The organism is Streptococcus sanguinis, assembly GCF_008329445.1.
Lineage (GTDB): Bacteria > Bacillota > Bacilli > Lactobacillales > Streptococcaceae > Streptococcus > Streptococcus sanguinis_O.
In genome coordinates, this window is the sequence record NZ_VIBR01000003.1 from 26,756 (window position 1) to 52,816 (window position 26,061).

Below are 26,061 nucleotides of genomic sequence, written 5' to 3' on the forward strand. Positions count from 1 at the left end.
AATAATCTTAAATAAGTTACCAACATGTAAATTACTATTAAGAAAGTATAAAATAATAGTTCATGCTTTGATTATTGAAACGCTTGATGGTAAAATAACTAAGGTTACTTAAAACAAACATTTTTTAGTAAAAAGTTAATATAAGAATGTTGATTTTTGGTGAGGAAAAATGAAGAAAATTAAGGTAATGGTTGTTTTTGGAACTCGTCCAGAAGCAATTAAGATGGCTCCACTGGTTATTGAACTGAAGAAGCAGGCAGACTTGTTTGAAACGACAACAGTTGTGACTGCTCAGCATCGTCAGATGCTGGATCAGGTACTTGAAACTTTTAAGATTAAGCCTGATTATGATTTGGATATTATGGGGAAGAATCAAACCCTGACAGATATTACTGTCAAGATCCTGCATAAGCTAGATGACATCTTAAAGGAAAACAAGCCAGATATTATGCTGGTGCACGGTGATACGACAACAACTTTTGCGGCTAGTCTTGCAGCGTTTTATAATCAAGTTCGTATCGGCCACGTGGAAGCTGGCTTGCGGACTTGGAATAAATACTCTCCTTTCCCAGAAGAGATGAATCGTCAGATGACTGACTCTTTGACGGACTTGTATTTTGCGCCAACAGATCAGAGTAAGGCTAACTTGCTCAAGGAAAACCATCCGGCAGAAACAGTTTTTGTGACAGGAAATACAGCTATTGACGCTCTCAAGCTGACCGTCCAGGCTGATTATCAGCATGAGGTGCTTGATCGTATTGATCCAGCTCGCAAGATGATTTTGGTGACCATGCATCGCCGGGAAAATCAAGGCGAGCCGATGAGAAGGGTCTTTCGAACTCTACGACAGATTGTAGATGCCCATGATGATGTGGAAATTGTCTATCCGGTTCACCTGAGCCCAGCGGTTCAGGAGGCGGCCAGAGAAATTCTAAGTGACAATGAGAAAATTCATCTGATTGAGCCTTTGGATGTGTTGGATTTCCATAATATCGCAGCTAAAAGCTACTTTATCATGTCAGACTCAGGCGGAGTACAAGAGGAAGCACCTTCCTTAGGTAAGCCTGTACTGGTACTTCGTGATACAACAGAGAGACCAGAAGGAGTTGAAGCCGGCACCTTGAAGCTGGTCGGTACAGAAACTCAAGCAGTAGCAGAGGCAATGGAAGCCCTGCTGACAGATGAGTCACTTTATCAGGAAATGGCCCAAGCCAGCAATCCGTATGGTGACGGTAAGGCTTCTGAGCGGATTGCTCAAGCTATTGCCCACTATTTTAAGCAGACGGCTAGGCCGGAAGAATTTAAGACAGGAGTAAAGAATGTTTAGGAAAAAAGGACTAGAAAAATCATTAGCCGTCTTTGTACTGGCAATTGGACTAATTCTTTTCTACAGTTGGAATTTTGCAGCTAACATATTTTATATCGGAATCGCGCTGATTTTATTAGGTATTTTTAGTGTCTTTGTCCTATCCGATCTCTTGGTGACATGGGCTATGATTCTGGGTGTGGTTATCGCAACTTTAATCTTGCTCTTTGATGTAACCTACCTACCAGATAATCAAGTTCTCTTCTTGCTTTATGTCTTCCCTGTCAGCGCTTGGCTGACCAGTCGAGTGAATTTTTATCTCCATCAGCGCTTGGGATTAGTGCAGGATGACAGTGAAGATGCTGCTGAGGCCTATGAAGAAATGGTTCAGAAAGTAAATCAGAAACAAGCTCCAGCCTTTCAGGCCTTGTTGGTCCATTGGGCGCATAATCATCATTTTTATCAAATTCACTCTCGGGAGTACAAGCGGATGCTCAAGAGAATTTTACGACTGCTTAACTGGGACTTCCAGAATGTAGAAACAGTTTACTATGTATCCAATGGTAACTTTCTCGTTCTGGTAGAAGATCTGGATCAGGAAGTCAAGGAATATTTCCAAGAGAAAGTGCGTGACGATTTAACGATGATGCACTTTGAGAATAAGAAAACTGACCAAAAAATTCAGTTTCAGTCCGGCAGTTTAAAATTGAACGCTCAAAACATTGACAAATTCCATAATTTTGATGACGCTTTGAGCAATCTGGAGCGTCAGCTTGAAACCGACATTATCGTAGAATACTAGGAGGTAAACACATGTCTTTAACAGAAGTATTTTTTATCATCTCTATGGTGCTAAGTATCTTTTTTGCTATTAGCTTTTTGGTCCTCTTCATTTATTATCTGGTTATTTACAATCGGGTCAATAAAAATTTTAGGGCGGTGACTCGTCATGATTAGTCAACTTATTATGATTGTCACTCTGTTCTCCATCTGGATGTCTCTGGCTTGGGCCTTGGTTATTCTATGCTCTTCCGTGCATTTCTGGATGAAACGCAGTGACTTCAACGTGGATACCAGCCCATTGGAACATTATCCTATGGTTACAGTCGTTGTCCCAGCCCACAATGAAGATGTGGTTATCGCTCAGACAACTAAGGCCATTCTGGATTTGGACTATCCTCATGACCGAGTGGAAGTGCTGCTCTTTGCGGACAACTGCTCGGACGATACCTATCAGGAAATGCTGAAAGTACAGGCTATGCCTGAGTATGCTGGACGCAATGTTATAATTACAGATCGTACTGGTACGGGAGGTAAGGCAGGGGTGCTGAATGATGCCCTGAAGATGGCCAAAGGTGAATATATCTGTGTCTATGATGCGGATGCCATGCCAGAAAAGAATGCCCTCTACTTCCTAGTCAAGAAAGTCCTAGAAGATCCAGAACGTCACGTTGCTTCCTTTGGACGCAATAAGACCCGCAATGCCAACCAGAACTTCCTGACTCGCTGTATCAACCAAGAAATCGTTGTGACTCAGCGTGTTTACCACGTAGGTATGTGGCATCTCTTCAAGATTGGACGGATTCCAGGTACGAACTTCTTGATTAACACGGAGTTTGTTAAGAGTATTGGTGGTTGGAAAAACGGTGCCTTGACAGAGGACACGGAAATTTCCTTTAAGATTATGCAGAGCGGCAAGCTGATTGCCTTGGCTTATAACTCCGAGGCTTTCCAGCAAGAACCTGAGACCCTCAAGTCCTACTACTTGCAGCGTAAGCGCTGGGCTAAGGGGAACTATGAGGTGGTTATTGACAACTTCAAGCATCTTTTTAGCGGCGGTAATTGGCGCGTGAAACTGGAAGTGTTCAATTATTCTTGTATCTTCTTCTGGTTCAATCTGGCGATTGTCTTATCTGACTTGGTTTTCTTTGCCAATGTAGCGGCAATGATTACCCAGCTCTTTATCCCGGATGTGCGGATTCCTTTCGCTTTTGATGCTCAGAATATCTATATCGTCCAGCTGATGCTCTTTAACTGGCTTCTGATGATTTTGCTTTATCTTTTGCAGATCAATATCGCCCTGGCTTCTCAGTTTGGACAGGCGACTACCAAACAGATTTGGCTGGCCCTTGTGTCCTATTTGACTTACTCTCAGCTCTTTATCGTTGTTTCTTTAGATGCAGTAGGATCTGTTATCTTGGACAAGATTTTGAAGCGGAAAGAAACCAAGTGGGTTAAAACAAAACGATTTGCAGGTTAGGAGAAAGTGTGAAAAGAACAAGATTAAGATTTATTTGGTTTGTGATAATTCTGGCTGTCTTGGCTAGTATCCTGTTGTACACCCGCATGGGCAGTACTCCTAATATCAAAAAGAAAATATACAGCCAATGGTCTAAAGAATATGTCGTAACCAAGGACAAATTGTCTTATATCAGGACAACAAACAGTAAGACTGAAGATGTTGTGTTGTCTGAGGCACAGGGTTATGGCATGGTGATTGCTGTGGATGCAGCTAAGCAAGGCGATGCTAGTTCGGCTGATTTTGAAAAGCTCTACCAATATTATCTAGCTCATCGTCTGAAAGATACCCAGCTTATGTCTTGGAAACAGACGATTAAGGATGGTAAGAGCAATCATGAAGACGAAAACAATGCTACAGACGGCGATCTCTACATTGCCTATGCTTTGATTCAGGCAGCTAAGCAGTGGCCAGACAAGGCTAAAGAATACCAAGCTCAGGCTCAGGCTATTCTGAAAGATGTCTTGGCATATAACTATAATGAAAGCAACGGTATTTTGACGGTTGGGAACTGGGCAAATGCAGAATCGAAATTTTATAATCTCATGCGGACTTCTGATACATTGCCGCAGCAGTTCCAAGCTTTCTATGAGTTGACAAAGGATAAGCAGTGGCTGACAATCCGGGATAACATGCTCAGCAAACTTGAAGCAATCAGTGCTGATAATAAGACTGGTTTGATACCAGACTTTATCTGGGTTGAAGACGACAAAGTTCGGGCAGCTGATGCTGATACGGTTGAATCTGCAAATGATGGCTATTATTCTTATAATGCCTGCCGACTTCCTTACAACCTGGCTCAAAGCAAGGATGAAAAAAGTCAAAAAATGCTGAAGAAGATGTTGAACTTCTTCCTCAATCAAGAAAAGATTTATGCGGGCTACAACCTGAAAGGCAAGGCTCTCAATAGCAATCAGGCTGGCAGCTTTACCGCTCCAGTATTCTATGCGGCTAACAACAATATAGAATTCCGCAAATTGGTGCAGCAGAATAAATATCTCTTCATGCAAGGCTTACCGTCAGATAATTACTATGACGCAGCTGTGACTACAATGATTGCTTTAGAAACTTTATAATGCAGAAACAAGCAAGATGAAAATTTTGCTTAAGATCATGCAGACAATAGGGTGGGACAGAATAATGTTTGTCTCATCCTTTTTTGAATAAAAGGATTGAGATTTATTTCGCAAAGCGTTAAAATAGAAAGCCTGTGTTTATGTTAAATCAGGACTTACTCAGTTTCTAGATGTTGAGAAGTCTGTCATATGTTCAAATGGTCCGACACTATTTGTTCGCATGGATAAGAGCACCATCCATGATGTTACTCTTCATATTATGAAGAGCGATGTGCTTGTCTTCGTTCCAATAATGTTCTTGCTCTCTGATTCTGAGCAAAATAGTTTTGTTCGTCAAAGAATTCATATATAATATACGGTACAAAGAGAGGACGAGTATGTATTGTGTAATTGAGATGTACGGGGATTACGAACCGTGGTGGTTCCTGGATGGCTGGGAAGAGGATGTCGTTGCAAAGAAGCAGTTCGATGATTATTATGAAGCCCTTAAGTATTATAAAAACCGCTGGCTGCAAATGGCAGACCAGTCACCTTTGTATAAGAGCCGCAGTGATTTAATGACTATTTTTTGGAATCCGGAGGATCAGCGCTGGTGCGAGGAGTGCGATGAGAATGTTCAGCAGTACCACTCACTGTTTTTGCTGGAGAATGACTGCAAGATTCCTAAGAGCAAATACCGGCCAGGCTATACTAAGCAGAACGGCCTTGAAAAGCACCGAGCTTGCTCAACTAAACTAAAATCCTCTAAGCCTCTTTAAATCGACAGAATATATTTTGCAAATCTGATATTAGAGCAGCAGAAGAGACCTAACTTGTTAGAAGTTAAGTTTCTTCCGCTGTTTTTTTCTTTTTCTGGATTTTTTGCGAATAGTAAGGTGAGGAGGATGTATGGTTCAAGAAATTGCAAAAGAAATGATTAGGCAGGCTCGAAAAGAAGGGGCGCAGGATATTTACCTCATTCCTAAGACTACTTGCTATGAGCTTTATATGAGAATCGGTGATGAACGCCGCTTTATAAAAACTTATGATTTTGAGCTTCTGTCAGCTGTTATCAGCCACTTTAAGTTTGTCGCAGGTATGAATGTTGGAGAGAAACGCCGCAGTCAGCTTGGGTCTTGCGATTATGACTGCGAGGAAGCCAAGGTTTCAATCCGGCTGTCGACAGTTGGGGATTACCGTGGTTTTGAAAGTCTGGTCATCCGGCTCCTTCATGATGAAGACAGGGAGCTGCGCTTTTGGTTTGAGCAATTGCCGGAGCTGCGCAAGAAAATTCAGGCTCGCGGTCTCTATCTTTTCTCGGGTCCGGTCGGCAGTGGCAAGACGACCTTGATGTACCATTTGGCCCAGCTCAAATTTTCTGGTCAGCAGGTTATGTCAATTGAAGATCCGGTTGAGATTAAGCAAGAGGCTATGCTGCAGCTGCAGCTGAACGAAACCATTGGCATGACTTATGACAGTCTGATTAAGCTGTCTCTGCGACATCGTCCGGATCTCTTGATTATAGGGGAAATCCGTGATCGAGAGACAGCTAGAGCAGTGGTTCGGGCAAGTTTGACTGGAGCTACGGTATTTTCAACGATTCATGCCAAGAGTGTTCGAGGTGTCTATGAGCGGCTTTTGGAATTGGGCGTCAGTGAGGATGAGCTAAGAATGGTGCTGCAAGGTGTTTGTTACCAGCGTTTAATCGGGGGAGGAGGTGTCGTTGATTTTGTCAGTCAAAACTATCAAGAGCACGAATCCGAGATCTGGAATCAGCAGATTGATCAGCTTTTTGCAGAAGGACATATCAGTGCTGAGCAAAGGCAGACCGAAAAAATTGTCTACGCCTAAGCAGAAAAAGATTATTGAGCTCTTTCATAATCTTTTCAGCAGCGGTTTTCACTTGGCAGAGATTGTAGACTTTCTGAGACGAAGTGCCTTGCTGGAGGAAGCGTATGTCGCAGAAATGCGGTCTGGCTTGTCAGCTGGTCAGTCCTTTTCAGAGATTGTCAGTCGATTGGGATTTTCCGACAACGTTGTAACCCAGCTGTCCTTATCTGAGCTGCATGGCAATCTGACTCTAAGTCTGGGCAAAATTGAGGCCTATCTGGAAAATCTATCCAAGGTTAAGAAAAAATTGATAGAGGTAGGAACCTATCCTCTCATGCTGCTGGGCTTTTTGGTCCTTATCATGCTGGGATTGCGCAACTATCTTCTGCCTCAATTGGACAGCCAGAATCTAGCTACTCAGCTTATTAATCACCTGCCTCAAATCTTTTTGTGGAGCAGCCTTGCTTTAGCTGTCTTGGTTTCAGTGGCTCTCTTTTACTATCGAAAGTCATCCAAGATTCGTTTTTTCAGCAAACTAGCAGCTCTGCCCTTTTTTGGACGTTTGGTACAAGCTTACTTGACCGCTTATTATGCTCGTGAATGGGGAAATATGATTGGTCAGGGCTTGGAACTGAGTCAGATTTTTGCGATTATGCAGGATCAACCGTCCCAACTCTTTCAGGAAATCGGAGCAGACATGGCTGCAGCTTTGCAGGGTGGTCAGGGATATGCGGATAAGGTAGCAAGCTATCCTTTCTTTAAGAAAGAATTGTCCCTGATGATCGAGTATGGTGAGGTCAAGTCCAAGCTGGGGAGTGAACTGGAAGTCTATGCTGAAAAGACCTGGGAGGAATTTTTCCTACGTATCAACCGAGCCATGAATTTCATTCAGCCCCTAGTATTTATTTTTGTTGCCTTAGTGATTGTTTTACTTTATGCGGCAATGCTCTTGCCCATTTATCAGAATATGGAGGTTCATTTGTAATGAAAAAACTTAATACCTTAAAAGTTCAAGCATTTACCCTTGTGGAAATGCTGATTGTCTTGCTAGTTATCAGCGTACTCTTGCTGCTCTTTGTGCCTAATCTGACCAAGCAAAAAGATGCTGTTTCAGATACAGGAACTGCAGCGGTGGTCAAGGTGGTAGAAAGCCAGGCGGAGCTGTATGAACTGAAGAATACCAATGAAAAGGCTAGCCTAAGCAAGCTAGTCAGTGCAGGAAATATCAGCCAGAAACAGGCAGATTCATATAAGGCTTACTATGGAAAACACAGTGGCGAAACTCAAGCGGTTGCCAATTAAGGCTTTTACACTGCTGGAAAGTCTCCTCGTTCTTTTTGTCGTTAGTTTTCTACTACTAGGCTTATCTGGCTCGGTGAGTGCTGGCTTCAATCAGGTTCAAGAGCAACTCTTCTTTTTAGAGTTTGAGAGGCTCTATCAGGAGACGCAGAGGCTGAGCTTAGCTGGGCATGAGAAGCTTTCTCTCAAGATTTCAGGACGGCAGATTTCCAATGGCTATCAAGAACTGGATTTTCCGCAAACTTTGCAGGAACATGAGCAGCAGGTCATTCTGTTTGACCGGGCTGGGGGAAATTCATCACTCAGCAAAATTACTTTTCAGACGGAGGATAGGACAGTTGTTTACCAGCTTTATATGGGCAATGGCAAGTTTAAAAAGACGACAGCTTCAAGCTAGCATTCTGCTGGAAGCTCTGGTGGCCATGGCAGTTTTTGCGGCTATTGCCAGTCTGCTTCTGGGACAGATTAGCCGGTCTCGTAAAGAGCAGCAGATCCTTCTGCAGCAGGAAGAGGTGCTTCGGGTAGCTCGTATGGCCCTGCAAACAGGACAAGAAGAGCTTCATATCAATGGAATTGCTGTGCGTCAGCTTAAGACAGATAAGCAGCTGCTGGTCTATCACGAAGGGGAGGTAGTTATCCGTGTCCAAAAACCTTAATGTCAAGGCTTTTACTCTCTTGGAAACTTTGGTTGCTCTGCTGGTCCTTAGTGGTGGAATATTGGTCTTTCAGGCCATGACTCAGCTCTTATCTTCAGAACTGCATCAGCAGGAAAATAATCAGCAGCAAGAGTGGCTTTTGTTTGCCGATCAACTGGAGACGGAGCTTTCGCGAAGTCAATTTGACAAGGTAGAAGACAATAAAATCTACATCAGACAGGATGGCAGGGACCTGGCCTTGGGTAAATCCAAGGGAGATGATTTCCGTAAAACAGATAAGAGCGGTCGCGGCTACCAGCCTATGATTTATGGTTTGGAAGCAGCTGATGTGCGTCAGGACGGTAAGCTTGTCCATCTTCATTTTCGCTTTGAAAAAGGCTTAGAGAGGGAGTTCGTCTATCGTGTGGAAGAAGAAAGTTGAGGCTGGTATTTTACTGTATGCGCTGCTGATGGCCGCTGTCTTTAGCCTGCTCCTGCAGTTTTATCTCAATCGTCAAGTCAGCAGTCAGCGTTTGCAGCTTTTCAACAGGGAAAGGACAGAAGCCTATGCAATGGCAGTTCTGACAAAAGCTGGGGCCAAGGAGGATAGCGGTGAGATGGAGTTTGAACAGGGCAAGGCTGTCTACCGCAGGCAAGGAAAGAATTTTGAAATCAGCAGTCGACTCAGCAGCGGTCATTCCTATTCCTTTACTTTTAGTACTTCTAAGAAAGATGAGGATAAAGCAAAGGAAGACAAGAAAGCAACTGACAAAAAAGAGAAAGCGATTTCGGACGAAGCTGGTAAATCGGACTAATATAAATGTAAAATCTTTGTAATTTTATATATCTTGGAAAGGTTCCTTATTTTTGGTATGATAGGATAAACGGAGGATTCCATGAATTTTGAAAAGATAGAACAAACTTATACTCTGATTCTCGAAAACGTCCAGAATATCCAAAACGCTCTGGCGACTAATTTTTATGATGCTCTGATTGAGCAGAACGGCATTTACCTAGATGGAGATACGGACTTACAAGAAGTTCTGACCAACGATGAAAAAATCCGCTCTCTGCATTTGAACAAGGAAGAGTGGCGGAGAGCCTATCAGTTTATCCTAATGAAGGCTGCCCAGACGGAGCCCATGCAGGTCAATCATCAATTCACACCTGACACAATTGGTTTTCTGATTACTTTCTTATTGGACCAGCTAGCTCACGGAGAGGAAGCTGATGTATTAGAAATCGGCAGCGGTACCGGAAATTTGGCTGAGACTATTCTCAATCATACCCAAAAGAAGATAGACTACTTAGGTTTGGAGCTAGACGATTTATTAATCGACCTTTCTGCCAGTGTTGCAGAGGTTATGAACTCCAAGGCTCACTTTGCTCAGGGGGATGCGGTTCGGCCTCAGGTTCTGAAAGAGAGTGACATCATTATCAGTGATTTACCGGTCGGTTATTATCCGGACGACAGTATCGCCTCTCGTTATGAAGTAGCTAGTCCGGATGAGCACACATATGCCCATCATCTTCTAATGGAGCAATCGCTCAAATATCTGAAGCCGGGAGGCTATGCCATATTTCTGGCGCCGAATGACCTCTTGACCAGCGCTCAAGCTCCTCTGCTGAAAAAATGGCTCCTAGCCAAGGCTCAGTTTATCGCGATGATAACCTTGCCAGAGTCTATTTTCTCAAGCAGCAAGCATGCCAAAACTCTTTTTGTCTTGAGGAAACAAGAAGCGAATAACATTCAGCCTTTTATCTATCCTCTGCGGGATTTGCAGGATCATGATGAAATGTTTAAATTCCGTCAAAGTTTTCAAAACTGGTACAAAGATAGTGAAATTCAAACAAAATTTTGATATAATAATTTTGAAAACGCTTAAAGAGGTGAAGAAATGTCGAAAACAATTTCCATTAATGCAGGAAGCTCAAGCTTAAAATGGCAACTCTATTTGATGCCGGAAGAAAAAGTCTTGGCTAAGGGCTTGCTGGAACGGATTGGTCTCAAGGATTCTATTTCAACAGTGAAGTTTGATGGTCGGTCAGAGAAGCAGGTTCTTGATATTGAAGATCACACGCAGGCCGTAAAAATTTTGCTGGATGATTTGAAACGTTTTAATATCATTGAATCTTATGATGAGATTACCGGTGTGGGCCACCGTGTTGTGGCTGGCGGTGAATACTTTAAGGATTCAGCCCTCGTTGATGAAGAAGTGATTCAAAAGGTAGAGGAGTTGTCTCTTCTAGCTCCATTGCATAATCCAGCCAATGCTGCAGGCATCCGTGCTTTTAGAGAAATTCTGCCAGACATCACCAGCGTGGTAGTCTTTGACACCTCTTTCCATACAACTATGCCGGAAAAAGCATATCGCTATCCGATTCCGACTAAATATTACACTGAAAACAAGGTCCGCAAGTACGGAGCTCACGGGACCAGCCATGAGTATGTAGCCAAGGAAGCTGCTAAAATTTTGGGTCGTCCGATTGAAGAACTCAAGCTTATCACTTGCCATATCGGGAATGGAGCTTCTATCACAGCAGTTGACAAGGGCGTTTCTGTAGATACCTCTATGGGCTTCACACCACTTGGCGGTGTCATGATGGGAACGCGTACAGGAGATATCGACCCCGCTATCATTCCTTACCTGATGCAATACACAGATGACTTTAATACTCCAGAAGATATTAGCCGTGTCTTGAACCGTGAATCTGGCTTGCTTGGAGTTTCTGAGAAGTCTAGTGATATGCGTGATATCCATGAAGCAATGCGGGCAGGTGATGCCAAGGCTCAATTAGCTAATGACATTTTTGTGGACCGGATTCAAAAATACATTGGTCAGTATCTTGCTGTTTTGAATGGAGCTGATGCTATCATCTTTACTGCAGGAATCGGTGAAAATTCTGTGACCATTCGTGAACTGGTTATTAATGGTATTTCTTGGTTTGGCTGTAACGTAGATCCAGAAAAGAATGTGCGTGGTGCAGAAGGCGTGATTTCCAGTCCTGATGCCAAGGTCAAAGTCTTGGTTATCCCGACTGATGAAGAATTGGTCATTGCGCGTGACGTCGAACGTTTCAAAAATCAATAAATTAAGAAAATTCAAAAGCTCAGTTTGACTGGGCTTTTTGTATGTTTTAAGAACGGATTTTCTTGGTTGCTGGCCTTGAAAACATTGAGCGATTCGTTCTCATAGTCACTATCAGCACTAGTTTTCAATAAGTGATATACAAAATGCTTGCAGTTAAGAATTGTCTATACAAAAAGAGAAAATTGAGCTATACTAGGAAGGAAAAGGAGGAAGACATGAAAGCAATTCTAAAAAAATTAGAGTACATTCTACTGACTTTGTTTGTCTTATTTCTCAGCCAGATACCATTTATATTTATCCGGCAAATGACATCTTCTGAGAAGAGTTTTTCAGCTGGACAGACTATCTTTGTGCTGGTTGTATATCTTTTGATTGTCTTTTTTGTTCTGAGAATGGCTAAGCAAGAAGAACTGCTGAGCCTTGACTTTAGCTTTTTTAAATGGTCTTCGTTTGGCTGGTTAGCTGTTTCTAATGTTGTCATGATTGGGGTCAACATGTTGGGAGCAATTATTATGCTGCTGGAAGGTCAGGCTATTTCTACTGCCAATCAGGATGCCTTGAACGCATTATTTCAGCATGTACCCAAGATTTTATTAGTGGTAGGTGCTGTGATTCAGGCTCCTATCTTGGAGGAAGTAGTCTTTCGCGGCTTGATTCCTCAGAAAATTTTTACCAAGCATTATGTTTGGGGCTTGGTTGTAGGAGTCATTCTTTTCGGTCTTTTCCATGGTCCGACCAATATCGGTAGTTTTGTTATATATGCAGGTATGGGTGCTGTTTTAGCCGCGATTGCTTACATATTTAAGCGTTTGGAAATGTCTATTTTGGCGCACATGCTGAGAAATGGAGTTGCAGTACTCATTATGATACTGACAGGTTTGGTGAACAAGTAGGAAAGCAGAGAATATCTGCTTTTTTTGTCATTTGAGGCACAAATTAGGACATTTGAGGGGATTTCTCCCAGTTTGCTCTTACTTCTTCTATAATGATAAGAGAAGAATGGAGAGAATATGCTGAAATTAGAAAAAATCATTCAATTGTTACTACTGGCTATGTTAACTCAGACGGGATTGCTACTCATGCTTCATCCAATGCCTCATCGCTTGGTCTTTAGTCAGGCTAATCTGCTTTTTATGGTGGGCTTGCTGGGATTGCTTTTTTGTTGTGCCTTTTATTTTTCCAGACAACTGCAGGAAATCAAAGGTTCCCTGCGTCAGTCAAGCAATTATCGACACCTGCTTTTCTTGTATTTTTTGATGATTTTGGTCAATGCTGCGGGGGTTCTTCTGCTGTGTGGCAAGGAGGTCGAGTCAGCTCAGGCGTTGGAGCAGGTACTAACGGAGAGTTTTCTGTCATCTTCTCTTTTGCTTCTGGGGATTGATATAGCCGTTTTATCCCCTGCAGCACCGAAATTTGTTGACAGTGACTTCTCCCTTCGCTATCGGAAGAGCTGGGGGATTGCATTAGGTTTGCTCTGCTTTTCCCTTGCGAAAAATCCTCAGGAGACTCTGTGTTTTCTCTCCTATCTAGTTTTGGGACTAGTCTTTGCCCATCTCCTCAGGCCTTATTTTCAGCGTTTGGAGCTGTCTATGCTGGCCCATATTCTCCGAAATATGATTATTCTCAGCCTTTTACCCTTTTGCTTTTAGAAAGTGTTTTGTCAAATAGAAGAATTATGGTAAAATGGTAAATGAAACAAGGGACTAGATAAGGTCTTCTTGTGAAGTCGAGTGTAGTTCATAGGACTGGATGCTGCATCTGCTGAGAGCTTTGCGGTACACTAGATGAGTGTGCCTTTTTTGTTGAAGAGCAGGGCAGCAAATAGAAATGAGATGAAAGTCAAATGGTAAATCTAAAAGCAATTGTTCCAGATGGCCGAACGGGCCTCTGTGGTATTATCAATGCGACGCCGGATTCCTTTTCAGATGGTGGGCGCTACAACACGGTTGAGACGGCATTGGCTCAGGCTAGAAAACTGATTGCTGAGGGAGCTCACATGCTGGATATTGGTGGTGAGTCTACTCGGCCAGGCAGTCATTATTTTGTGGCTATTCAAGAAGAGATAGAGCGGGTAGTGCCAGTCATTGAAGCTATTCGTCAGGAAAGTGATATTCTGATTTCTGTGGACACTTGGAAGTCGGGAGTGGCAGCAGCGGCTTTGGCTGCGGGTGCAGATATCATCAACGATATTACCGGTCTTTTGGGTGATGAAAAGATGGCAGAGACTGCTGCGAAATATGGCGCGCCAGTCATTGTCATGTTTAATCCAGTGATGGCTCGTCCTCAACATGCCAGCTCAAGGATTTTCCCAGAATTTGGCTTTAGCCCTGCTTTTACTAAGGAAGAGTTATCTCTTTTTGCAGAGCTGCCGATTGCAGAACTGATGTGGAAGTGTTTTGAGAAATCTTTGGAGGTGGCCGAAAACGCCGGTCTTTCGCGTGATAATATCATGCTGGATCCAGGGATTGGTTTCGGTTTGACCAAGCGGGAGAATCTTCTCATTTTGCAGGAGCTGGATAGTCTCCATCAGGCTGGTTTCCCTATTTTTCTTGGGGTTTCTCGTAAGCGGTTTCTCGTTAGTATCTTAGAAGAAAACGACTTTGAGGTCAATCCTGAGACTCAGGAAGGCTTCGAAAACCGTGATACAGCTTCAGCCCATCTGACTACCCTTGCGGCTAGCAGAGGCGTTGAAGTTGTCAGAGTGCACGAAGTGGCTAAGCACCGGATGGCTGCTGCCGTTGGCGATGCGATTCGTCTAGCGCAGCAGACAGAAGATCTCAATCTAGGTCAGTATAAGTAAGATGAAAAAACAAGAATTACCTGATTTAAGTTGGCTGGAAGCCTATCGGACAGCCAGTCCCCATTTTGGCTTGGAGCGGATGGAGCTTTTGCTGGAGTTGCGGGGGGATCCGCATTTGCAGCTGCCAGTCATTCATATTGCAGGGACGAATGGCAAGGGTTCAACCATTGCCCATCTGCGCCAACTTTTGGAGGTGCGAGACCTGCGTGTTGGCACCTTTACCTCTCCTTATCTGGTCAGCTACAATGAGCAGATTGCCATTAATGGCAATGAGATCTCCGACCAAGACTTTCAGAGATTACTTTCTATTTACCAAGAGCTTTTGGCCCAGCATGCGGCTGACTCTAGTTTACAGGGAGTGACTGAGTTTGAAATTGTAACTGCCCTAGCTTATGATTACTTTGCCCAGCAGCAGGTGGATGTGGCTATTATGGAGGTCGGTATGGGTGGGCTTTTGGACAGTACCAATGTCTGCCAGCCCTTACTGACTGCTATCACGACAGTTGGTCTGGATCATGTGGCCTTGCTGGGGGACAGTCTAGAGGCTATTGCCCAGCAGAAAGCTGGCATTATCAAGCCTGGAGTTCCCATGGTGACCGGTAGGTTGGAGCCGGAGGCTCTGGCAGTAGTCGAGCAGAAGGCTGCTGAAAAAGATGCCCCGCTCTTTTCTTGGTCTCAAGACTATCAAGTGGAACATCAAGAGTCAGAGAAGGGGGAGAGCTTTTCCTTTTCGAATGCCTATCGGGCCAAAGACTCGTATCAAACAGCTTTGATGGGACTGCATCAGGCGGACAATGCTGGACTAGCTCTGCACTTGTGTGACCTATACTGTCAGCTGCAGTCGCTGCCCTTATTGACAAAAGCAGAGGTTGAGACAGCCTTGCTTGCTGCTGTATGGCCTGGTCGTTTGGAAAGGATATCGGTTCAGCCGCTTATTCTTCTGGATGGAGCCCATAATCCCCATGCTCTGCGGTCGCTAGCTGCGACACTGGACCAGCATTATCCGACTTATAAGAAGCACATTTTATTTGCTTGTATCCAAACCAAAGCCTTGGATGATATGGTGGAGCTACTGCAAAAGATTCCCAAAGCAGCTATAAGCTTGACAGCCTTTGCTGATCCGCGGAGTTTTTCTAAAGAAAGTATGCAAGCCTTGGCCGAGCAGCAAGGGCTGTCTTACAAAGAATGGCCGGATTATTTAGCAGATTATTTAGCAGTAGAGCATGAGTCAGATGAGCTTTTGCTGATTACGGGTTCTCTTTATTTTCTAGCTCAGGTTAGAAAATCAATCCTTGAGAATCGCAAGTTAGACTTTGCTGAGCGTCCTTCTCAGTCAAGTCAGTTATCAAAAAAAAAAATGAACATAGGAGCATATATGGACACGAAGAAAATTGAAGCAGCTGTAGCCCAGATTATTGAGGCGGTTGGAGAAGACGGAAGCCGCGAAGGTTTGCAGGAGACGCCACAGCGCATTGCTAAAATGTACCAGGAAATCTTTGCTGGGCTGGGTGAGACGGCTGAGGAGCATCTGGCCAAGTCTTTTGAAATCATTGACAATAATATGGTAGTGGAGAAGGATATTTTCTTTCATTCCATGTGTGAGCACCACTTCCTGCCATTTTACGGGAAGGTTCACATCGCCTATGTGCCTAATGGTCGGGTAGCAGGCTTGTCCAAGCTGGCTCGAACGGTAGAGGTCTATGCCAAGAAACCGCAGATTCAAGAGCGATTGACCGTAGAGATTGCTGAAGCCTTGATGGACTATCTGGGTGCTCAAGGGGCTCTGGTCTGGGTGGAAGCTGAGCATATGTGTATGAATATGCGCGGAGTCAGAAAGCCTGGCACTGCAACGGTTACAACAGCGGCGCGTGGCGTTTTAGCGACAGATAAGGACCTGAAAAATGAAGCTTACAAACTGATGGGACATTGATCTTATCAGTAGTGGAGCGTGTCGGGAAAGGCTAGATAGTTTTATCAAGGATGAAATGCAGAAACTTGAATCAGAAAGGATAAGAGAATGGATCAGCTGCGCATAAAGGATTTGGAAGTATATGCTTATCACGGTCTGTTTGGAGCAGAGAAAGAATTGGGCCAGCGTTTTGTGCTGGATCTGATTTTGGATTATGATATGACTCGGGCTGCCAAAACAGGCGACCTGACAGCTTCTATCCACTATGGAGAATTGGCTCAGGATTTGACCCACTGGTGTCAGGAAAGCAAGGAGGACTTGATTGAGACGCTGGCTCACAAGTTGATTGATCGGATTTTTCTGACTCATCCTTTGGTGCAGAAGGTCAGTTTGGAGGTCAAAAAACCTTGGGCACCGGTGCCGCTGCCTTTAGAGACTTGCTCAGTCAAGTTAGTACGTCGAAAGCGGAAAGCCTTTATCGCTCTGGGCAGCAATCAAGGCAGCCCAGCTGCCAATCTGGATGCGGCTCTGGAAAAAATGGCAGAGCAAAATCTAAGAGTTTTGCAGGCATCAAGCCGTATTGAGACAGATCCTTGGGGTGGCATTGAGCAGGATCCGTTTCTCAATCAAGTTGTTGAAATTGAAACCTGGCTCAATCCTGAGGACTTAATGCAGACGCTCTTAGCCATCGAAGCGGATTTAGGGCGTGTGCGGGAGGTCAAATGGGGACCTCGTGTGATTGATCTGGATATCCTTTACATAGGACAAGAAGAGCTATACAGTCCGGACTTGATTGTTCCTCATCCTTATGTGGCTGATAGGGCTTTTGTCTTGCAATCTCTGGTGGAAATCGCCCCACACTTTGTCGATCCGGTGCAGAAAAAAAGCATCCGCCAACTCTGGGATGAGGTTGAAAAATAAACTAAGAACTCGTTGTAAGACTTTTTAATGTAAAGGAATCATTTCAAGTTAATTATAATCATATTATTAGTGATAAAAATAAGAAAAAAATTCGTTTTCAGGTTATATATGACGGATTACAGAGTTTATCTAAGACAGGAGGTTTCTCCTATGCAGATTGGCAAACGACGGATTCTAAGTATTTTTCAAATTTAGTAGGCTCTAATACAACGTTTTGATATAAGGGGATGAGACGATGAGATATAGATATTGGATTGGGATGATTGTAACAATTTCTTTTATAGTTCTTGGAGTCGTTTATTTTCATCAGAGTTCTTCAGAAAAAGAATCTGAACCCAAAATTATTAAATCAGTAAATGAATTGGATATAAATAAAATTAAAGTGCTAGGGGATGAAAAGAAATACATTCTTTCTGGTGCTGATACAGTGTTAGTAGGGGGACGGTATCTTTTTGGCAGAAGCTACAAGGAAAGAGGAGTGAAAGATTCTAAGAGCATAAATACAGAATTTATTAGTTTTTCTTACTATGATTTAGATACTCAGAAAGGCTCTACGGTCAATGTGTTAGAAAAAGTTCGTAAAAAGAATAAAAAAAATGAAGTTATACGTATTGGGCTTCCTACATTTGGAGGACCAGCCTATAAAGATACTATTTATATTGAGGTGTTAGAAGCTGGAAAACCTATCTCCGAAGTGAAAAAACTTTACTATAATCTTGGAAAGGAAGAATATTATAGTCCGACTGATTCAGATAAAATTCCTAGCACAAAAGAATTAGATGTTATTTCACTTTCCATGACAAATTTAAGTGATCGTATTTCTGACATAGGTTATTACTATGCAACTGATTATAGAAGTATTACTAACTCTAGTAATGTAAAGCCTGATTCTAACATCAACCTATTCAGTATATTCCCTAATATAGAGAAGGGGATAATTAAGGGAGATGAAAAGTTATCCATGCGCTATGATCGAATGGGGAATGCCGAGATCTTCGATACACTCCTTCATTGGTTTGCGCCTAAGGGAGAGGAAACTTTGTCTGGAGTTAAAATCAAAGCTGACTATTCTGTAGATGGTCAAGAACATGAGATTCACTCCTATGATGAATTAAAAAATTACTATAATGGTAAAAGAGGTGGACTAAGTGAGTAAGTCAAGAAAAGAAATTCATATTGAGAAAACTGAAAGTATAGAAAAGAAGCTTGTCGCAAGGCAAGTTTTTTTATTGTCTGAACTTTCTCTGAACTTGCCCCTGTATACTAAAGAAAAATCAAAAGGAGTTCAGTATGGAACATATGGTGAAAATAGAAGGAGTCTGCAAAAAGCATGGTAGCAAGCAGATTTTAGAAGATATTTCTTTTACAGCTAAAAGCGGTCGGATTACAGCTTTTCTGGGCCCAAATGGCGCAGGAAAAAGCTCGACCTTGAGGATTCTCTTGGGGTTAGATCGGGCGACGTCTGGGACTGCGGCTTTTGATGGGCAAACCTATCAGTCAATGACCTATCCGCTCAGAACGGTAGGTGCAGCCTTTGACGGCATTGGCGGTCTGCCAAATCGAAAGGTCTATGACCACTTGAGGATTATTGCGGCGAGTAATGCCATTCCCAAGTCTCGGATCGATGAGGTTTTGGAGATGACTGGAATCGCTCATAAGAGGAAGGAACTCTTGTCAAGCCTGTCTCTGGGGGAAGGTCAGCGGTTGGGTTTGGCAGCAGCTTTGCTGGGTGATCCTCAGTTTCTTATATTAGATGAGCCGACTAATGGACTAGATCCAAGTGGGATTAAGTGGTTTAGAAAGTTCATCCGTCAGCAGGCTGATTTAGGGAAAACGGTACTTCTATCTTCCCATATCCTGTCAGAGGTGCAAATGGTGACAGATGATGTGGTCTTGATTCATCATGGGCGAATTATTGAGCAGGGACGATTGGAAGAGGTGCTGCAAGATTCAGACAGTCTAGAAGATCTCTTCTTTGATTTGACAGAGGAGGTTTAAGATGAAAGAAACGATGTCCTTATTGCATTCAGAATGGTTGAAAATTTGCTCAACCAAGGCTTTCAAAGTGAGTATGGCTTTCATGTTGCTATTGGTGCCTGTCGTATCCTGGCTGGAGGGTCGACAGTATTTATCTGTCGGCTTGGATGCCACACCTGAAACGGTTCCTGGGCTGGCAGAAGCCATTGATCCGCTGGAATATCTAGGTCTCAATGGTGCCTCTATGGTGGGCATGGTTTTGGTCATCTTAGCTGGAATTTTGGGAGCTATGGAATTTCAGTCTCATAGCTTGAGAACCAGTCTTTTGACCTGTAATAACCGCCTGAAGTTGCTTGTGGGGAAACTCATGACCTTTGCTTGCTTTTCTCTTGCCAGTAGCTTTTTATCAATCTACTTTAGTTATATGGTCATGCACCTGGCTTTAGGAAAGGAAGGGCTTGATCCGATTCTGCTCAATCAGGCAGCTTGGAGTCTGATTTTGTGGAAAACCTTATCTCTAACCCTATTGGGAATCCTTTCATTTTTGTTAGGTTTATGGGCTCGGACCATGCTAGTTCCTCTGCTATTTCTCGTACCCCAAATCTATAATTTAGGAAACTACCTAGCTGCTCACACGAGTTGGGGGGCTTATTTGCCACAGCCGGCAGGAGAATTGTTTGCGGCAACGCCGACTTCCCAATATGCCAACAATCCCTCACAAGGACTGTTGATACTTGGTGCATGGTTACTAGTCATCGGCGGCATGACCTCTCTGCGCTTTTTGAAGACTGATTTAGGAGGGCGATACTGATGATAAAAGTTCTGCTTAAAAGTGAATGGATTAAGTTCCGTTCTTACTATCTCGCTCTTGGTGCAGCCTTGGTGGCTCTGGTAGCTGTTCCATTTTTTCTAATGAATCTTGACTACAGTCAGACAGCAGTTGGCCAGACGAAGGCTCTGAGCGAGGCTTTGCATGCCCTCTATCTGGCGCAGCCTGTCATCGTCATCTTTACTTCCCTCTATTTTGCCCAGGAGTTTGTCAAGTCTGGGATGCGAACGAATTTTCTAACTGTATCAAATAGAAAGGCTTGGTTAGCTGGGAAAATCCTTTTTCTGGCCGTGCTGCTCCTGATCCTCTACAGTATCATGATAGGCAGCTGTTTCCTTGTTATGCTGGCTCGTTTTGACCTAGACTTTAGCTGGTCCTTACTGGGGAAATTCCTCTATTACAGCTCTTTTGGTCTTCTCAGCAATCTTTTTCTGGCTTTTTTAACTGCCGGCCTCGCTTTGCTCTTTCAATCTTGGGTTGTGCCGGTGTCGGTGCTCTTTCCTCTCTTGATTGGTCTCAGTCGTTTGTTGGCAATGTTCATCAAAGAAGCAAAATACCTGCCCGATCTGGCTACCCTAAATCTTTTTGAGTATGAAGGGCTTCAGCATTCAACAGATCTCTCAGGGCTGGGAATACAGCTGTTATGGTTAGCTTTGGTTTGGAGCTCTGCTATATTCTTAACCTTGAAACGAGATGTTCGCTAGAGGTATGCTATAATGGAAATCATGAGACAGTATCGTATTTTGGTGGTTGATGACGACCGGAGCATTTTGAAGCTAGTGAAAAACGTCCTAGAGATCGACGCTTATGATGTGACGACGCTTGATCGGATAGAAGAGCTAGAGCTGCTGCATTTTGTCGGATATGACTTGATTCTGCTGGATGTGATGATGGAGCCTGTTAATGGTTTTGAGCTGTGTTCCTACATTCGTCCTCATCTTTCGTGTCCAATCATCTTTCTGACGGCCAAGGAATTGGAGGCGGACAAAGTGGAAGGGCTCTTTCGCGGAGCAGATGACTATATTGTCAAGCCTTTTGGAACCAAAGAATTGCTGGCGCGTGTCAGTGCTCATCTTCGGCGGGAGGAAAGACGTGAGGAGCGCTATTCTGAGATTGCTTCTTGTCAATTTTATCCTGAGCGCTATGAAGTTGCCTGTTTTGGTAAAGTCTTGAAATTTTCAGAGCGAGAGTTTAAGTTGCTGCATTTACTAGCTAGCAATCCCAAGCAGACCTTTTCAGCTGAACGCCTGCATACCTTGCTTTACCCAGAAAGCTCAGAAACACAGCTTCGCTCCATCTCAGAATACGTATATCAGATTCGCCAAAAATGCAAACAAGAAGGGCTGCAAGCAATCGCAACAGTGAGAGGAGTAGGCTATAGATGGCAATTAGAACCCGAAATTTCAAAAGCCTAGTCTGGACAACCAGTTTAAAAATCGTCTTTTTTCATGTTTTGATTTTTGTGCTTATAGGCTATGAATTTACGCAAGGAAGTAATCACGTTCTTTTCACCTTGTTCTTTTGGGCAGGGAGCTTGCTGCTGATTACTTTTTATCATATTTTGAAATTACTCCGAAAAATCGACAGGGAAATAAAAATGCTAAAGAGCGAGAAGCTTTTAGAAGACAATCAAAGCCAGCTTTTTCGGATCGAGGAAATGCTAGAAGTCTATAGCGATTTACGGAGCAGCCGTCAAGAAAATGCTCGTCTTCTAGAAAAAGAGCAGCAGCATAATCAGGAGTTGATTTTACAGCTATCAGCGACATCGCACGATTTGAAGACGCCCCTAACTGTGATTAAAGGGAATGCTGAGCTCTTGGAATTGGCGCAGTTGGGCCAGCCACAGGCAGACTATGCTGCTGAGATTTTGCAGGCCAGTCACAAGATGGAAGAGTATTGTGGCTCTTTGATTGATTACGCTAAGACTTTTCAGATTGATTCTAATCAGTTCAGTCAGCTTTCCTTAGGGGACTTTTTGGCTTATCTCCAGGACGATTGGGCACTGTTCAGCAAACAGGAAAGCTATCGTTTTTATCTCCAAGAAGATTGTGAGCTTAGTCTGATTTTGTCAATTCATTTAGACTATCTCAAACGGGCTTTGCTCAATATTTTACTGAATGCGCTTGAACATGCTAATCAGGACCAAAAGGAAGTGAAGCTGATGGTATCAGTGCAGCAGGACCAGTTGGTTTTTTCTATCTGGAACAATGGCCCTGCATTTTCAGAGGAGATGCTGCTGGGAGCGGAACAGCTCTTTTATCAGAGTGACCAAAGCCGCAATTCAGCTAATCCCCATCATGGTATCGGCTTAGCCTTTTCTAAGCAGGTAGCTCTCTTGCACGGTGGTCGTCTGACCCTGCTCAGTCCAGACCAAGGAGGAGCCTGTGTCGAGTTGACTGTGGCTTTAAAAAGCAAATAACAAAGGAAATCAATAAAGATGCTAAAAGGACTGAAATATTTAAAGTTTCAGTTCTTTTTTGCCGCTTTCTTCTTGACAAAATATGTAAAGGAGACTATACTATGTTTGAAAAGTAAAGTTTGTTTTACATTATGAAAAGGAGGCAGCCTTGGAAAATCGAATTCAAGAATTACGAAAAAGAAAAAAGCTCAGCCAGGAGGAGCTGGCTGAGAAGCTAGAGGTCACGAGACAAACGATTATTTCTTTGGAAAAAGGCCGCTACAATGCCTCGCTGCTTTTGGCTCATAAAATTGCATCCTTTTTCAATTTAAGGATTGAAGAAGTGTTTCTCTTTGAGGAGGATGAATCATGAAATGGACTTATTTGTGTAAATGGATATTGGCTATTTTGGTGGTGGTTGGCTTATTTTATCTCCATTTGCAAGCCAATTTTATCCCTAAGGAAATCCTGCCTTTCGTGGGAATGTTCCTGATTGTGGTGATGTTGAAAATTTTTCAAGCGTATGAAAAATAGGAGGCTGACATGGAAACATTAACTAAACAAGAATTTCGGAAAAAACTTCAAAGGAAAGTTATCGTGGGGCGTATCTTAACCTTTATCATCTTGGCAGGACTGGCCTGGAGCCACTTTCACTCTCTGGATAATCAGCAGGAAGGAGTCATGGTCGGCATCCTGCTGGGGCTTTCTTTGATGACCATTCGGTATAATCTGGTCCTAAGACGGGAGGAAAATTTTGAGAAGCTCTACATTCAGGTGACTGACGAGCGCAATCGCATGATTGACGAAAAGACTCGTACTTTGCTTTTTAATATCCTTTTGCTGCTGGCAGCCTGCTTGAGCGTTTTGTCTATGATTTTCCCAATCATCTTAAGTCTCAATCAGTTTCTGACCCTGACCATTATTCTGGTTTTGGGACTTTACTATCTTTTGCGTTTTCTCCTGTCTAAGCGTTATTAACAAAAAAAGCTGGCGTCGCCAGCTTTCTCAACAAGCTTTTAACAGAGCTTGTTTTTATTTTCTATAAAGTCGATCATACTGGTAAACGGGGTCCATGGTTACATGGATACCTAGCTTACGCAGGACGTTTTTGTCTTCATCAGTCAGAGTGACGGTGGAGTGGGCCTCGCTGCCCTTGAGATTGCCGAGTTGCTGCATAGCATGCGCAGCATCTTGATTTTCCATGGCTGTGATTGCCAGAGCCATCAAGATTTCGTTTGAGTGGAGGCGAGGATTGCGGCTGCCCAGATGATTGATTTTCAGGCCTTGGATTGGCTTGACATACTCAGGCTCGATCAGCTTGGTCTCTTTGGCAATATTGGCTAGTTTCTTAATGGCATTAATCAATACAGCTGCCGTAGGACCAAAGAGTTCAGAGGTCTTACCGGTTACGATTTCACCGTTTGGCAATTCCAAGGCCAGAGCTGGCTCACCAGTGCTTTCAGCCTTGGCACGCGCAGCAACTGTTACCTTACGGTCCAGCGGTGTGATGCCCAAATCGTTCATCAAGAGTTCGATTTTCTTGACAGCAGATTCAGAAACGCGCTCTGCCTTGAAGTCCAGAAGCGTCTGGTAGTAGCGACGGATGATTTCCTGTTGAGATGCCTCGATAGCTGCATCATTATCTACAATGGCAAAGCCGACCATGTTGACGCCCATATCCGTTGGAGAAGCATAAGGTGATTTTCCAAGGATGCGCTCTAGCATACGTTTGAGAACTGGGAAAATTTCAATATCGCGATTGTAGTTGACTGTGGTTTTTCCGTAGGTTTGCAGGTGGAAAGGATCGATCATGTTGACATCGTCCAGGTCTGCCGTCGCTGCCTCATAAGCTAAATTGACCGGATGGTGCAGGGGCAGATTCCAAACGGGGAAGGTTTCAAACTTGGCGTAGCCTGATTTGATGCCATTGATTTGGTCGTGGTACATATTGGATAGGCAAGTAGCCAATTTACCAGAACCAGGACCAGGTGCGGTTACTACGACTAGATTACGGCTGGTTTTGATGTAGTCGTTTTTTCCCATACCTTCAGGCGAGATGATATGGTCCATGTCGGTCGGGTAGCCCTTGATCGGGTAGTGGATGTAGGAGGCGATGCCATTCTTTTCCAGCTGGCTGCGGAAGAGGTCCGCCGCCGGCTGACCGGAATACTGGGTGATGACCACTGAGCCTACATAAATATCCAGCTCGTTAAAGGTATCGATTAGTCGCAGCACTTCCTGATCATAGGAAATGCCCAAATCACCACGCGCCTTAGAGTGCTCAATATTGTTGGCATTGATAGCAATGACAATCTCTACTTGGTCCTTGAGCTCTTTGAGAAGTCTGATTTTATTATCCGGCTCATAGCCTGGCAGGACACGGGCAGCATGGAAGTCTTCCAGCATTTTACCGCCGAATTCCATGTAAAGTTTGCCCTCAAATTGATTAATGCGCTCCAAGATATGGTCGCGCTGCAGGTTTAAGTATTTCTCAGAATCAAAAGCAATTTTTTTCATGTATATTTTCACCTCTGCTAAGCATTATAACAAAATTTTCTTCAAATTGGAAAGTTGAAAGGGGAAGTATCAGATAAAAGAGATAGCAGCCCGAATGAAGAACGGGCTGCCTTTTAAAATTAGTAGTTGGTAATCGTGTTCACCGTTGAGCGATCCAGCTTTTTGACCAGAGCTTGCAGGAAAGCTTGTGCTTGTAGGAAATCGTCCATGGCATAGAGAGTTTGGTGAGAATGAATGTAGCGGGCGCAGACACCAATGGTAGTAGATGGTACGCCGCCACTTTGGAGATGGGCAGCACCAGCATCCGTTCCGCCCTTGCCGCAGTAATATTGATACTTGATGCCAGCTTCTTCAGCAGTTGTCAAGAGGAAGTCTTTCATAGCTGGCAGCATGAGATGACCAGGGTCAAAGAAGCGAATCAGCGTTCCGTCTCCGATGGCTCCTTGGCCGCCATAGATGTCGCCCGCTGGGGAGCAATCCACAGCCAGAAAGACCTCAGGGGCAAATTTTGTTGTTGAAGCATGAGCACCACGCAGGCCAACCTCTTCTTGAACATTGGCGCCGACATAGAGTTGGCTGCCTAGTGATTGACCAGACAAGGCTTGAGCTAATTCGCTGACCATAAGGACGCCGTAGCGGTTGTCCCAGGCTTTGGAGATGATGTTCTTGCCGTTAGCTGTGAGAATAGCAGAGCTGTCTGGCACGATCGTGTCTCCTGGACGGATACCGTAGCTTTCAGCTTCGGCCTTGTCCGCAAAGCCACCGTCAAAGACAATATCTGCAATCTGTGGCATAACTGGTCCGCCAGATCCGCGCGTCAGATGAGGAGGGACAGAGCCTGAGATAAGAGGGATTTCCCGACCTTCACGGGTAAAGAGTTTGAATCGTTGGCTGCTAACGACCAGAGGGTTCCAGCCGCCGATTTCCACCACGCGGAAGGTCCCGTCAGCTTTGATCTCGCTGACCATAAAGCCAACCTCGTCCATGTGGGCCGCTACCAATACACGGGGAGCATTTTCAGCTTCTGCATGGCGTACCCCAAAGATACCGCCCAGACCGTCAGTGACAACCTCATCGACATGGGGAGTGAGTTTATCCCGCAGGTAGCTGCGAACAGGTGCCTCGTGACCCGAAATAGCAGAAAGCTCTGTTACTTCCTTGATTTTTGAAAATAATGTTGTCATAAACTTACCT

Annotated in this window: 32 protein-coding genes and 1 pseudogene; 31 read left to right on the forward strand and 2 right to left on the reverse strand. The window is 43.9% G+C overall.

All coding sequences use genetic code 11. From position 1 onward, the window contains the following. Positions 1 to 169: 169 nt before the first annotated feature. The 31 genes and pseudogenes from wecB to FKX92_RS07235 all read left to right on the forward strand — a co-directional run bounded on the left by wecB (position 170) and on the right by FKX92_RS07235 (position 23,328). The gene (wecB, locus tag FKX92_RS07085; protein WP_002911057.1) at positions 170 to 1,327 is read left to right on the forward strand and encodes a non-hydrolyzing UDP-N-acetylglucosamine 2-epimerase; all 1,158 of its coding nucleotides are present in this window, start codon (positions 170 to 172) and stop codon (positions 1,325 to 1,327) included. Next, positions 1,320 to 2,108, forward strand: a complete 789-nt coding sequence (locus FKX92_RS07090) for a hypothetical protein (protein ID WP_002896779.1) — start codon at positions 1,320 to 1,322, stop codon at positions 2,106 to 2,108. The genes wecB and FKX92_RS07090 overlap by 8 nt, the downstream gene beginning before the upstream one ends. A gap of 11 nt (positions 2,109 to 2,119) precedes the next feature. Beyond that, positions 2,120 to 2,263, forward strand: a complete 144-nt coding sequence (locus tag FKX92_RS07095; protein WP_002896778.1) for a hypothetical protein — start codon at positions 2,120 to 2,122, stop codon at positions 2,261 to 2,263. Next, positions 2,256 to 3,566 (forward strand): glycosyltransferase family 2 protein, encoded by a 1,311-nt coding sequence (locus FKX92_RS07100; protein WP_002910859.1) that lies wholly within the window; start codon positions 2,256 to 2,258, stop codon positions 3,564 to 3,566. Before FKX92_RS07095 ends, FKX92_RS07100 begins: the two co-directional genes overlap by 8 nt. 8 nt (positions 3,567 to 3,574) lie before the next feature. Next, a complete protein-coding gene (locus FKX92_RS07105; RefSeq protein ID WP_187759404.1) occupies positions 3,575 to 4,681 on the forward strand; it encodes a glycosyl hydrolase family 8 in 1,107 nt (368 codons plus the stop codon). A 377-nt stretch (positions 4,682 to 5,058) separates the two neighbouring features. Then, the gene (locus FKX92_RS07110; RefSeq protein ID WP_149565925.1) at positions 5,059 to 5,439 is read left to right on the forward strand and encodes a DUF1033 family protein; all 381 of its coding nucleotides are present in this window, start codon (positions 5,059 to 5,061) and stop codon (positions 5,437 to 5,439) included. Between the two features lie 130 nt (positions 5,440 to 5,569). Beyond that, on the forward strand, positions 5,570 to 6,511 hold the full coding sequence (gene comGA, locus FKX92_RS07115; RefSeq protein ID WP_149565926.1) for a competence type IV pilus ATPase ComGA: 942 nt from the start codon (positions 5,570 to 5,572) through the stop codon (positions 6,509 to 6,511). Beyond that, positions 6,441 to 7,475, forward strand: a complete 1,035-nt coding sequence (gene comGB / locus FKX92_RS07120) for a competence type IV pilus assembly protein ComGB (RefSeq protein WP_262405265.1) — start codon at positions 6,441 to 6,443, stop codon at positions 7,473 to 7,475. The genes comGA and comGB overlap by 71 nt, the downstream gene beginning before the upstream one ends. Further along, positions 7,475 to 7,792, forward strand: coding sequence for a competence type IV pilus major pilin ComGC (comGC, locus tag FKX92_RS07125; protein ID WP_002896769.1), 318 nt, complete (start codon positions 7,475 to 7,477; stop codon positions 7,790 to 7,792). Before comGB ends, comGC begins: the two co-directional genes overlap by 1 nt. Next, a complete protein-coding gene (gene comGD / locus FKX92_RS07130; protein ID WP_187759405.1) occupies positions 7,752 to 8,186 on the forward strand; it encodes a competence type IV pilus minor pilin ComGD in 435 nt (144 codons plus the stop codon). The genes comGC and comGD overlap by 41 nt, the downstream gene beginning before the upstream one ends. Continuing rightward, positions 8,152 to 8,445: a competence type IV pilus minor pilin ComGE gene (comGE, locus tag FKX92_RS07135; protein WP_002911065.1), complete on the forward strand. Its 294-nt coding sequence runs from the start codon at positions 8,152 to 8,154 to the stop codon at positions 8,443 to 8,445. The genes comGD and comGE overlap by 35 nt, the downstream gene beginning before the upstream one ends. Further along, a complete protein-coding gene (comGF, locus tag FKX92_RS07140; protein ID WP_149565929.1) occupies positions 8,429 to 8,866 on the forward strand; it encodes a competence type IV pilus minor pilin ComGF in 438 nt (145 codons plus the stop codon). The genes comGE and comGF overlap by 17 nt, the downstream gene beginning before the upstream one ends. After that, complete coding sequence (gene comGG / locus FKX92_RS07145) at positions 8,847 to 9,239, forward strand: competence type IV pilus minor pilin ComGG (protein ID WP_149565930.1); 393 nt, start codon at positions 8,847 to 8,849, stop codon at positions 9,237 to 9,239. The genes comGF and comGG overlap by 20 nt, the downstream gene beginning before the upstream one ends. Before the next feature lie 81 nt (positions 9,240 to 9,320). Then, entirely contained in the window at positions 9,321 to 10,286 is a 966-nt protein-coding gene (locus FKX92_RS07150) for a class I SAM-dependent methyltransferase (protein WP_149565931.1), read from the forward strand. 36 nt (positions 10,287 to 10,322) lie between these two features. Beyond that, positions 10,323 to 11,516 (forward strand): acetate kinase, encoded by a 1,194-nt coding sequence (locus FKX92_RS07155; protein ID WP_049553022.1) that lies wholly within the window; start codon positions 10,323 to 10,325, stop codon positions 11,514 to 11,516. A 143-nt stretch (positions 11,517 to 11,659) separates the two neighbouring features. After that, entirely contained in the window at positions 11,660 to 12,409 is a 750-nt protein-coding gene (locus FKX92_RS07160; RefSeq protein ID WP_187759406.1) for a CPBP family intramembrane glutamic endopeptidase, read from the forward strand. A gap of 117 nt (positions 12,410 to 12,526) precedes the next feature. Further along, positions 12,527 to 13,165 carry a CPBP family glutamic-type intramembrane protease gene (locus FKX92_RS07165; protein WP_149565933.1) on the forward strand — a complete coding sequence of 213 codons (639 nt, stop codon included), beginning with the start codon at positions 12,527 to 12,529 and terminating at the stop codon, positions 13,163 to 13,165. 194 nt (positions 13,166 to 13,359) lie between these two features. Then, the gene (folP, locus tag FKX92_RS07170) at positions 13,360 to 14,316 is read left to right on the forward strand and encodes a dihydropteroate synthase (protein WP_149565934.1); all 957 of its coding nucleotides are present in this window, start codon (positions 13,360 to 13,362) and stop codon (positions 14,314 to 14,316) included. 1 nt (position 14,317) lies between these two features. Continuing rightward, positions 14,318 to 15,711, forward strand: a pseudogene (locus FKX92_RS07175) (bifunctional folylpolyglutamate synthase/dihydrofolate synthase). Then, entirely contained in the window at positions 15,692 to 16,246 is a 555-nt protein-coding gene (folE, locus tag FKX92_RS07180) for a GTP cyclohydrolase I FolE (RefSeq protein ID WP_002896758.1), read from the forward strand. Before FKX92_RS07175 ends, folE begins: the two are co-directional and overlap by 20 nt. An 87-nt stretch (positions 16,247 to 16,333) precedes the next feature. Then, a complete protein-coding gene (folK, locus tag FKX92_RS07185) occupies positions 16,334 to 17,146 on the forward strand; it encodes a 2-amino-4-hydroxy-6-hydroxymethyldihydropteridine diphosphokinase (RefSeq protein WP_149565936.1) in 813 nt (270 codons plus the stop codon). Positions 17,147 to 17,381: 235 nt separating this feature from the next. Next, positions 17,382 to 18,302, forward strand: coding sequence for a hypothetical protein (locus tag FKX92_RS07190; protein ID WP_149565937.1), 921 nt, complete (start codon positions 17,382 to 17,384; stop codon positions 18,300 to 18,302). Continuing rightward, a complete protein-coding gene (locus tag FKX92_RS07195; RefSeq protein WP_149565938.1) occupies positions 18,295 to 18,483 on the forward strand; it encodes a hypothetical protein in 189 nt (62 codons plus the stop codon). Before FKX92_RS07190 ends, FKX92_RS07195 begins: the two co-directional genes overlap by 8 nt. Further along, on the forward strand, positions 18,437 to 19,144 hold the full coding sequence (locus FKX92_RS07200) for an ABC transporter ATP-binding protein (RefSeq protein ID WP_149565939.1): 708 nt from the start codon (positions 18,437 to 18,439) through the stop codon (positions 19,142 to 19,144). The genes FKX92_RS07195 and FKX92_RS07200 overlap by 47 nt, the downstream gene beginning before the upstream one ends. Position 19,145: 1 nt before the next feature. Further along, complete coding sequence (locus FKX92_RS07205; protein ID WP_149565940.1) at positions 19,146 to 19,934, forward strand: lantibiotic ABC transporter permease; 789 nt, start codon at positions 19,146 to 19,148, stop codon at positions 19,932 to 19,934. Beyond that, positions 19,934 to 20,656: a lantibiotic ABC transporter permease gene (locus tag FKX92_RS07210; RefSeq protein WP_149565941.1), complete on the forward strand. Its 723-nt coding sequence runs from the start codon at positions 19,934 to 19,936 to the stop codon at positions 20,654 to 20,656. Before FKX92_RS07205 ends, FKX92_RS07210 begins: the two co-directional genes overlap by 1 nt. Before the next feature lie 12 nt (positions 20,657 to 20,668). Continuing rightward, positions 20,669 to 21,367 carry a response regulator transcription factor gene (locus FKX92_RS07215; protein ID WP_149565942.1) on the forward strand — a complete coding sequence of 233 codons (699 nt, stop codon included), beginning with the start codon at positions 20,669 to 20,671 and terminating at the stop codon, positions 21,365 to 21,367. Further along, positions 21,334 to 22,371: a sensor histidine kinase gene (locus FKX92_RS07220; protein ID WP_149565943.1), complete on the forward strand. Its 1,038-nt coding sequence runs from the start codon at positions 21,334 to 21,336 to the stop codon at positions 22,369 to 22,371. Before FKX92_RS07215 ends, FKX92_RS07220 begins: the two co-directional genes overlap by 34 nt. Positions 22,372 to 22,519: 148 nt before the next feature. Continuing rightward, complete coding sequence (locus tag FKX92_RS07225) at positions 22,520 to 22,723, forward strand: helix-turn-helix transcriptional regulator (protein WP_002896748.1); 204 nt, start codon at positions 22,520 to 22,522, stop codon at positions 22,721 to 22,723. Beyond that, the gene (locus tag FKX92_RS07230) at positions 22,720 to 22,884 is read left to right on the forward strand and encodes a hypothetical protein (protein ID WP_149565944.1); all 165 of its coding nucleotides are present in this window, start codon (positions 22,720 to 22,722) and stop codon (positions 22,882 to 22,884) included. Before FKX92_RS07225 ends, FKX92_RS07230 begins: the two co-directional genes overlap by 4 nt. A gap of 9 nt (positions 22,885 to 22,893) precedes the next feature. After that, entirely contained in the window at positions 22,894 to 23,328 is a 435-nt protein-coding gene (locus tag FKX92_RS07235; protein WP_149565945.1) for a hypothetical protein, read from the forward strand. A gap of 54 nt (positions 23,329 to 23,382) precedes the next feature. On the opposite strand, the gene FKX92_RS07240 is transcribed toward FKX92_RS07235, so the two are convergent. Both FKX92_RS07240 and pepA read right to left on the reverse strand, forming a co-directional pair. Next, the gene (locus FKX92_RS07240; RefSeq protein ID WP_149565946.1) at positions 23,383 to 24,867 is read right to left on the reverse strand and encodes a DUF1846 domain-containing protein; all 1,485 of its coding nucleotides are present in this window, start codon (positions 24,865 to 24,867) and stop codon (positions 23,383 to 23,385) included. Positions 24,868 to 24,986: 119 nt separating this feature from the next. Then, positions 24,987 to 26,051 (reverse strand): glutamyl aminopeptidase, encoded by a 1,065-nt coding sequence (gene pepA, locus FKX92_RS07245; protein WP_149565947.1) that lies wholly within the window; start codon positions 26,049 to 26,051, stop codon positions 24,987 to 24,989. Between the last annotated feature and the right edge of the window lie 10 nt (positions 26,052 to 26,061).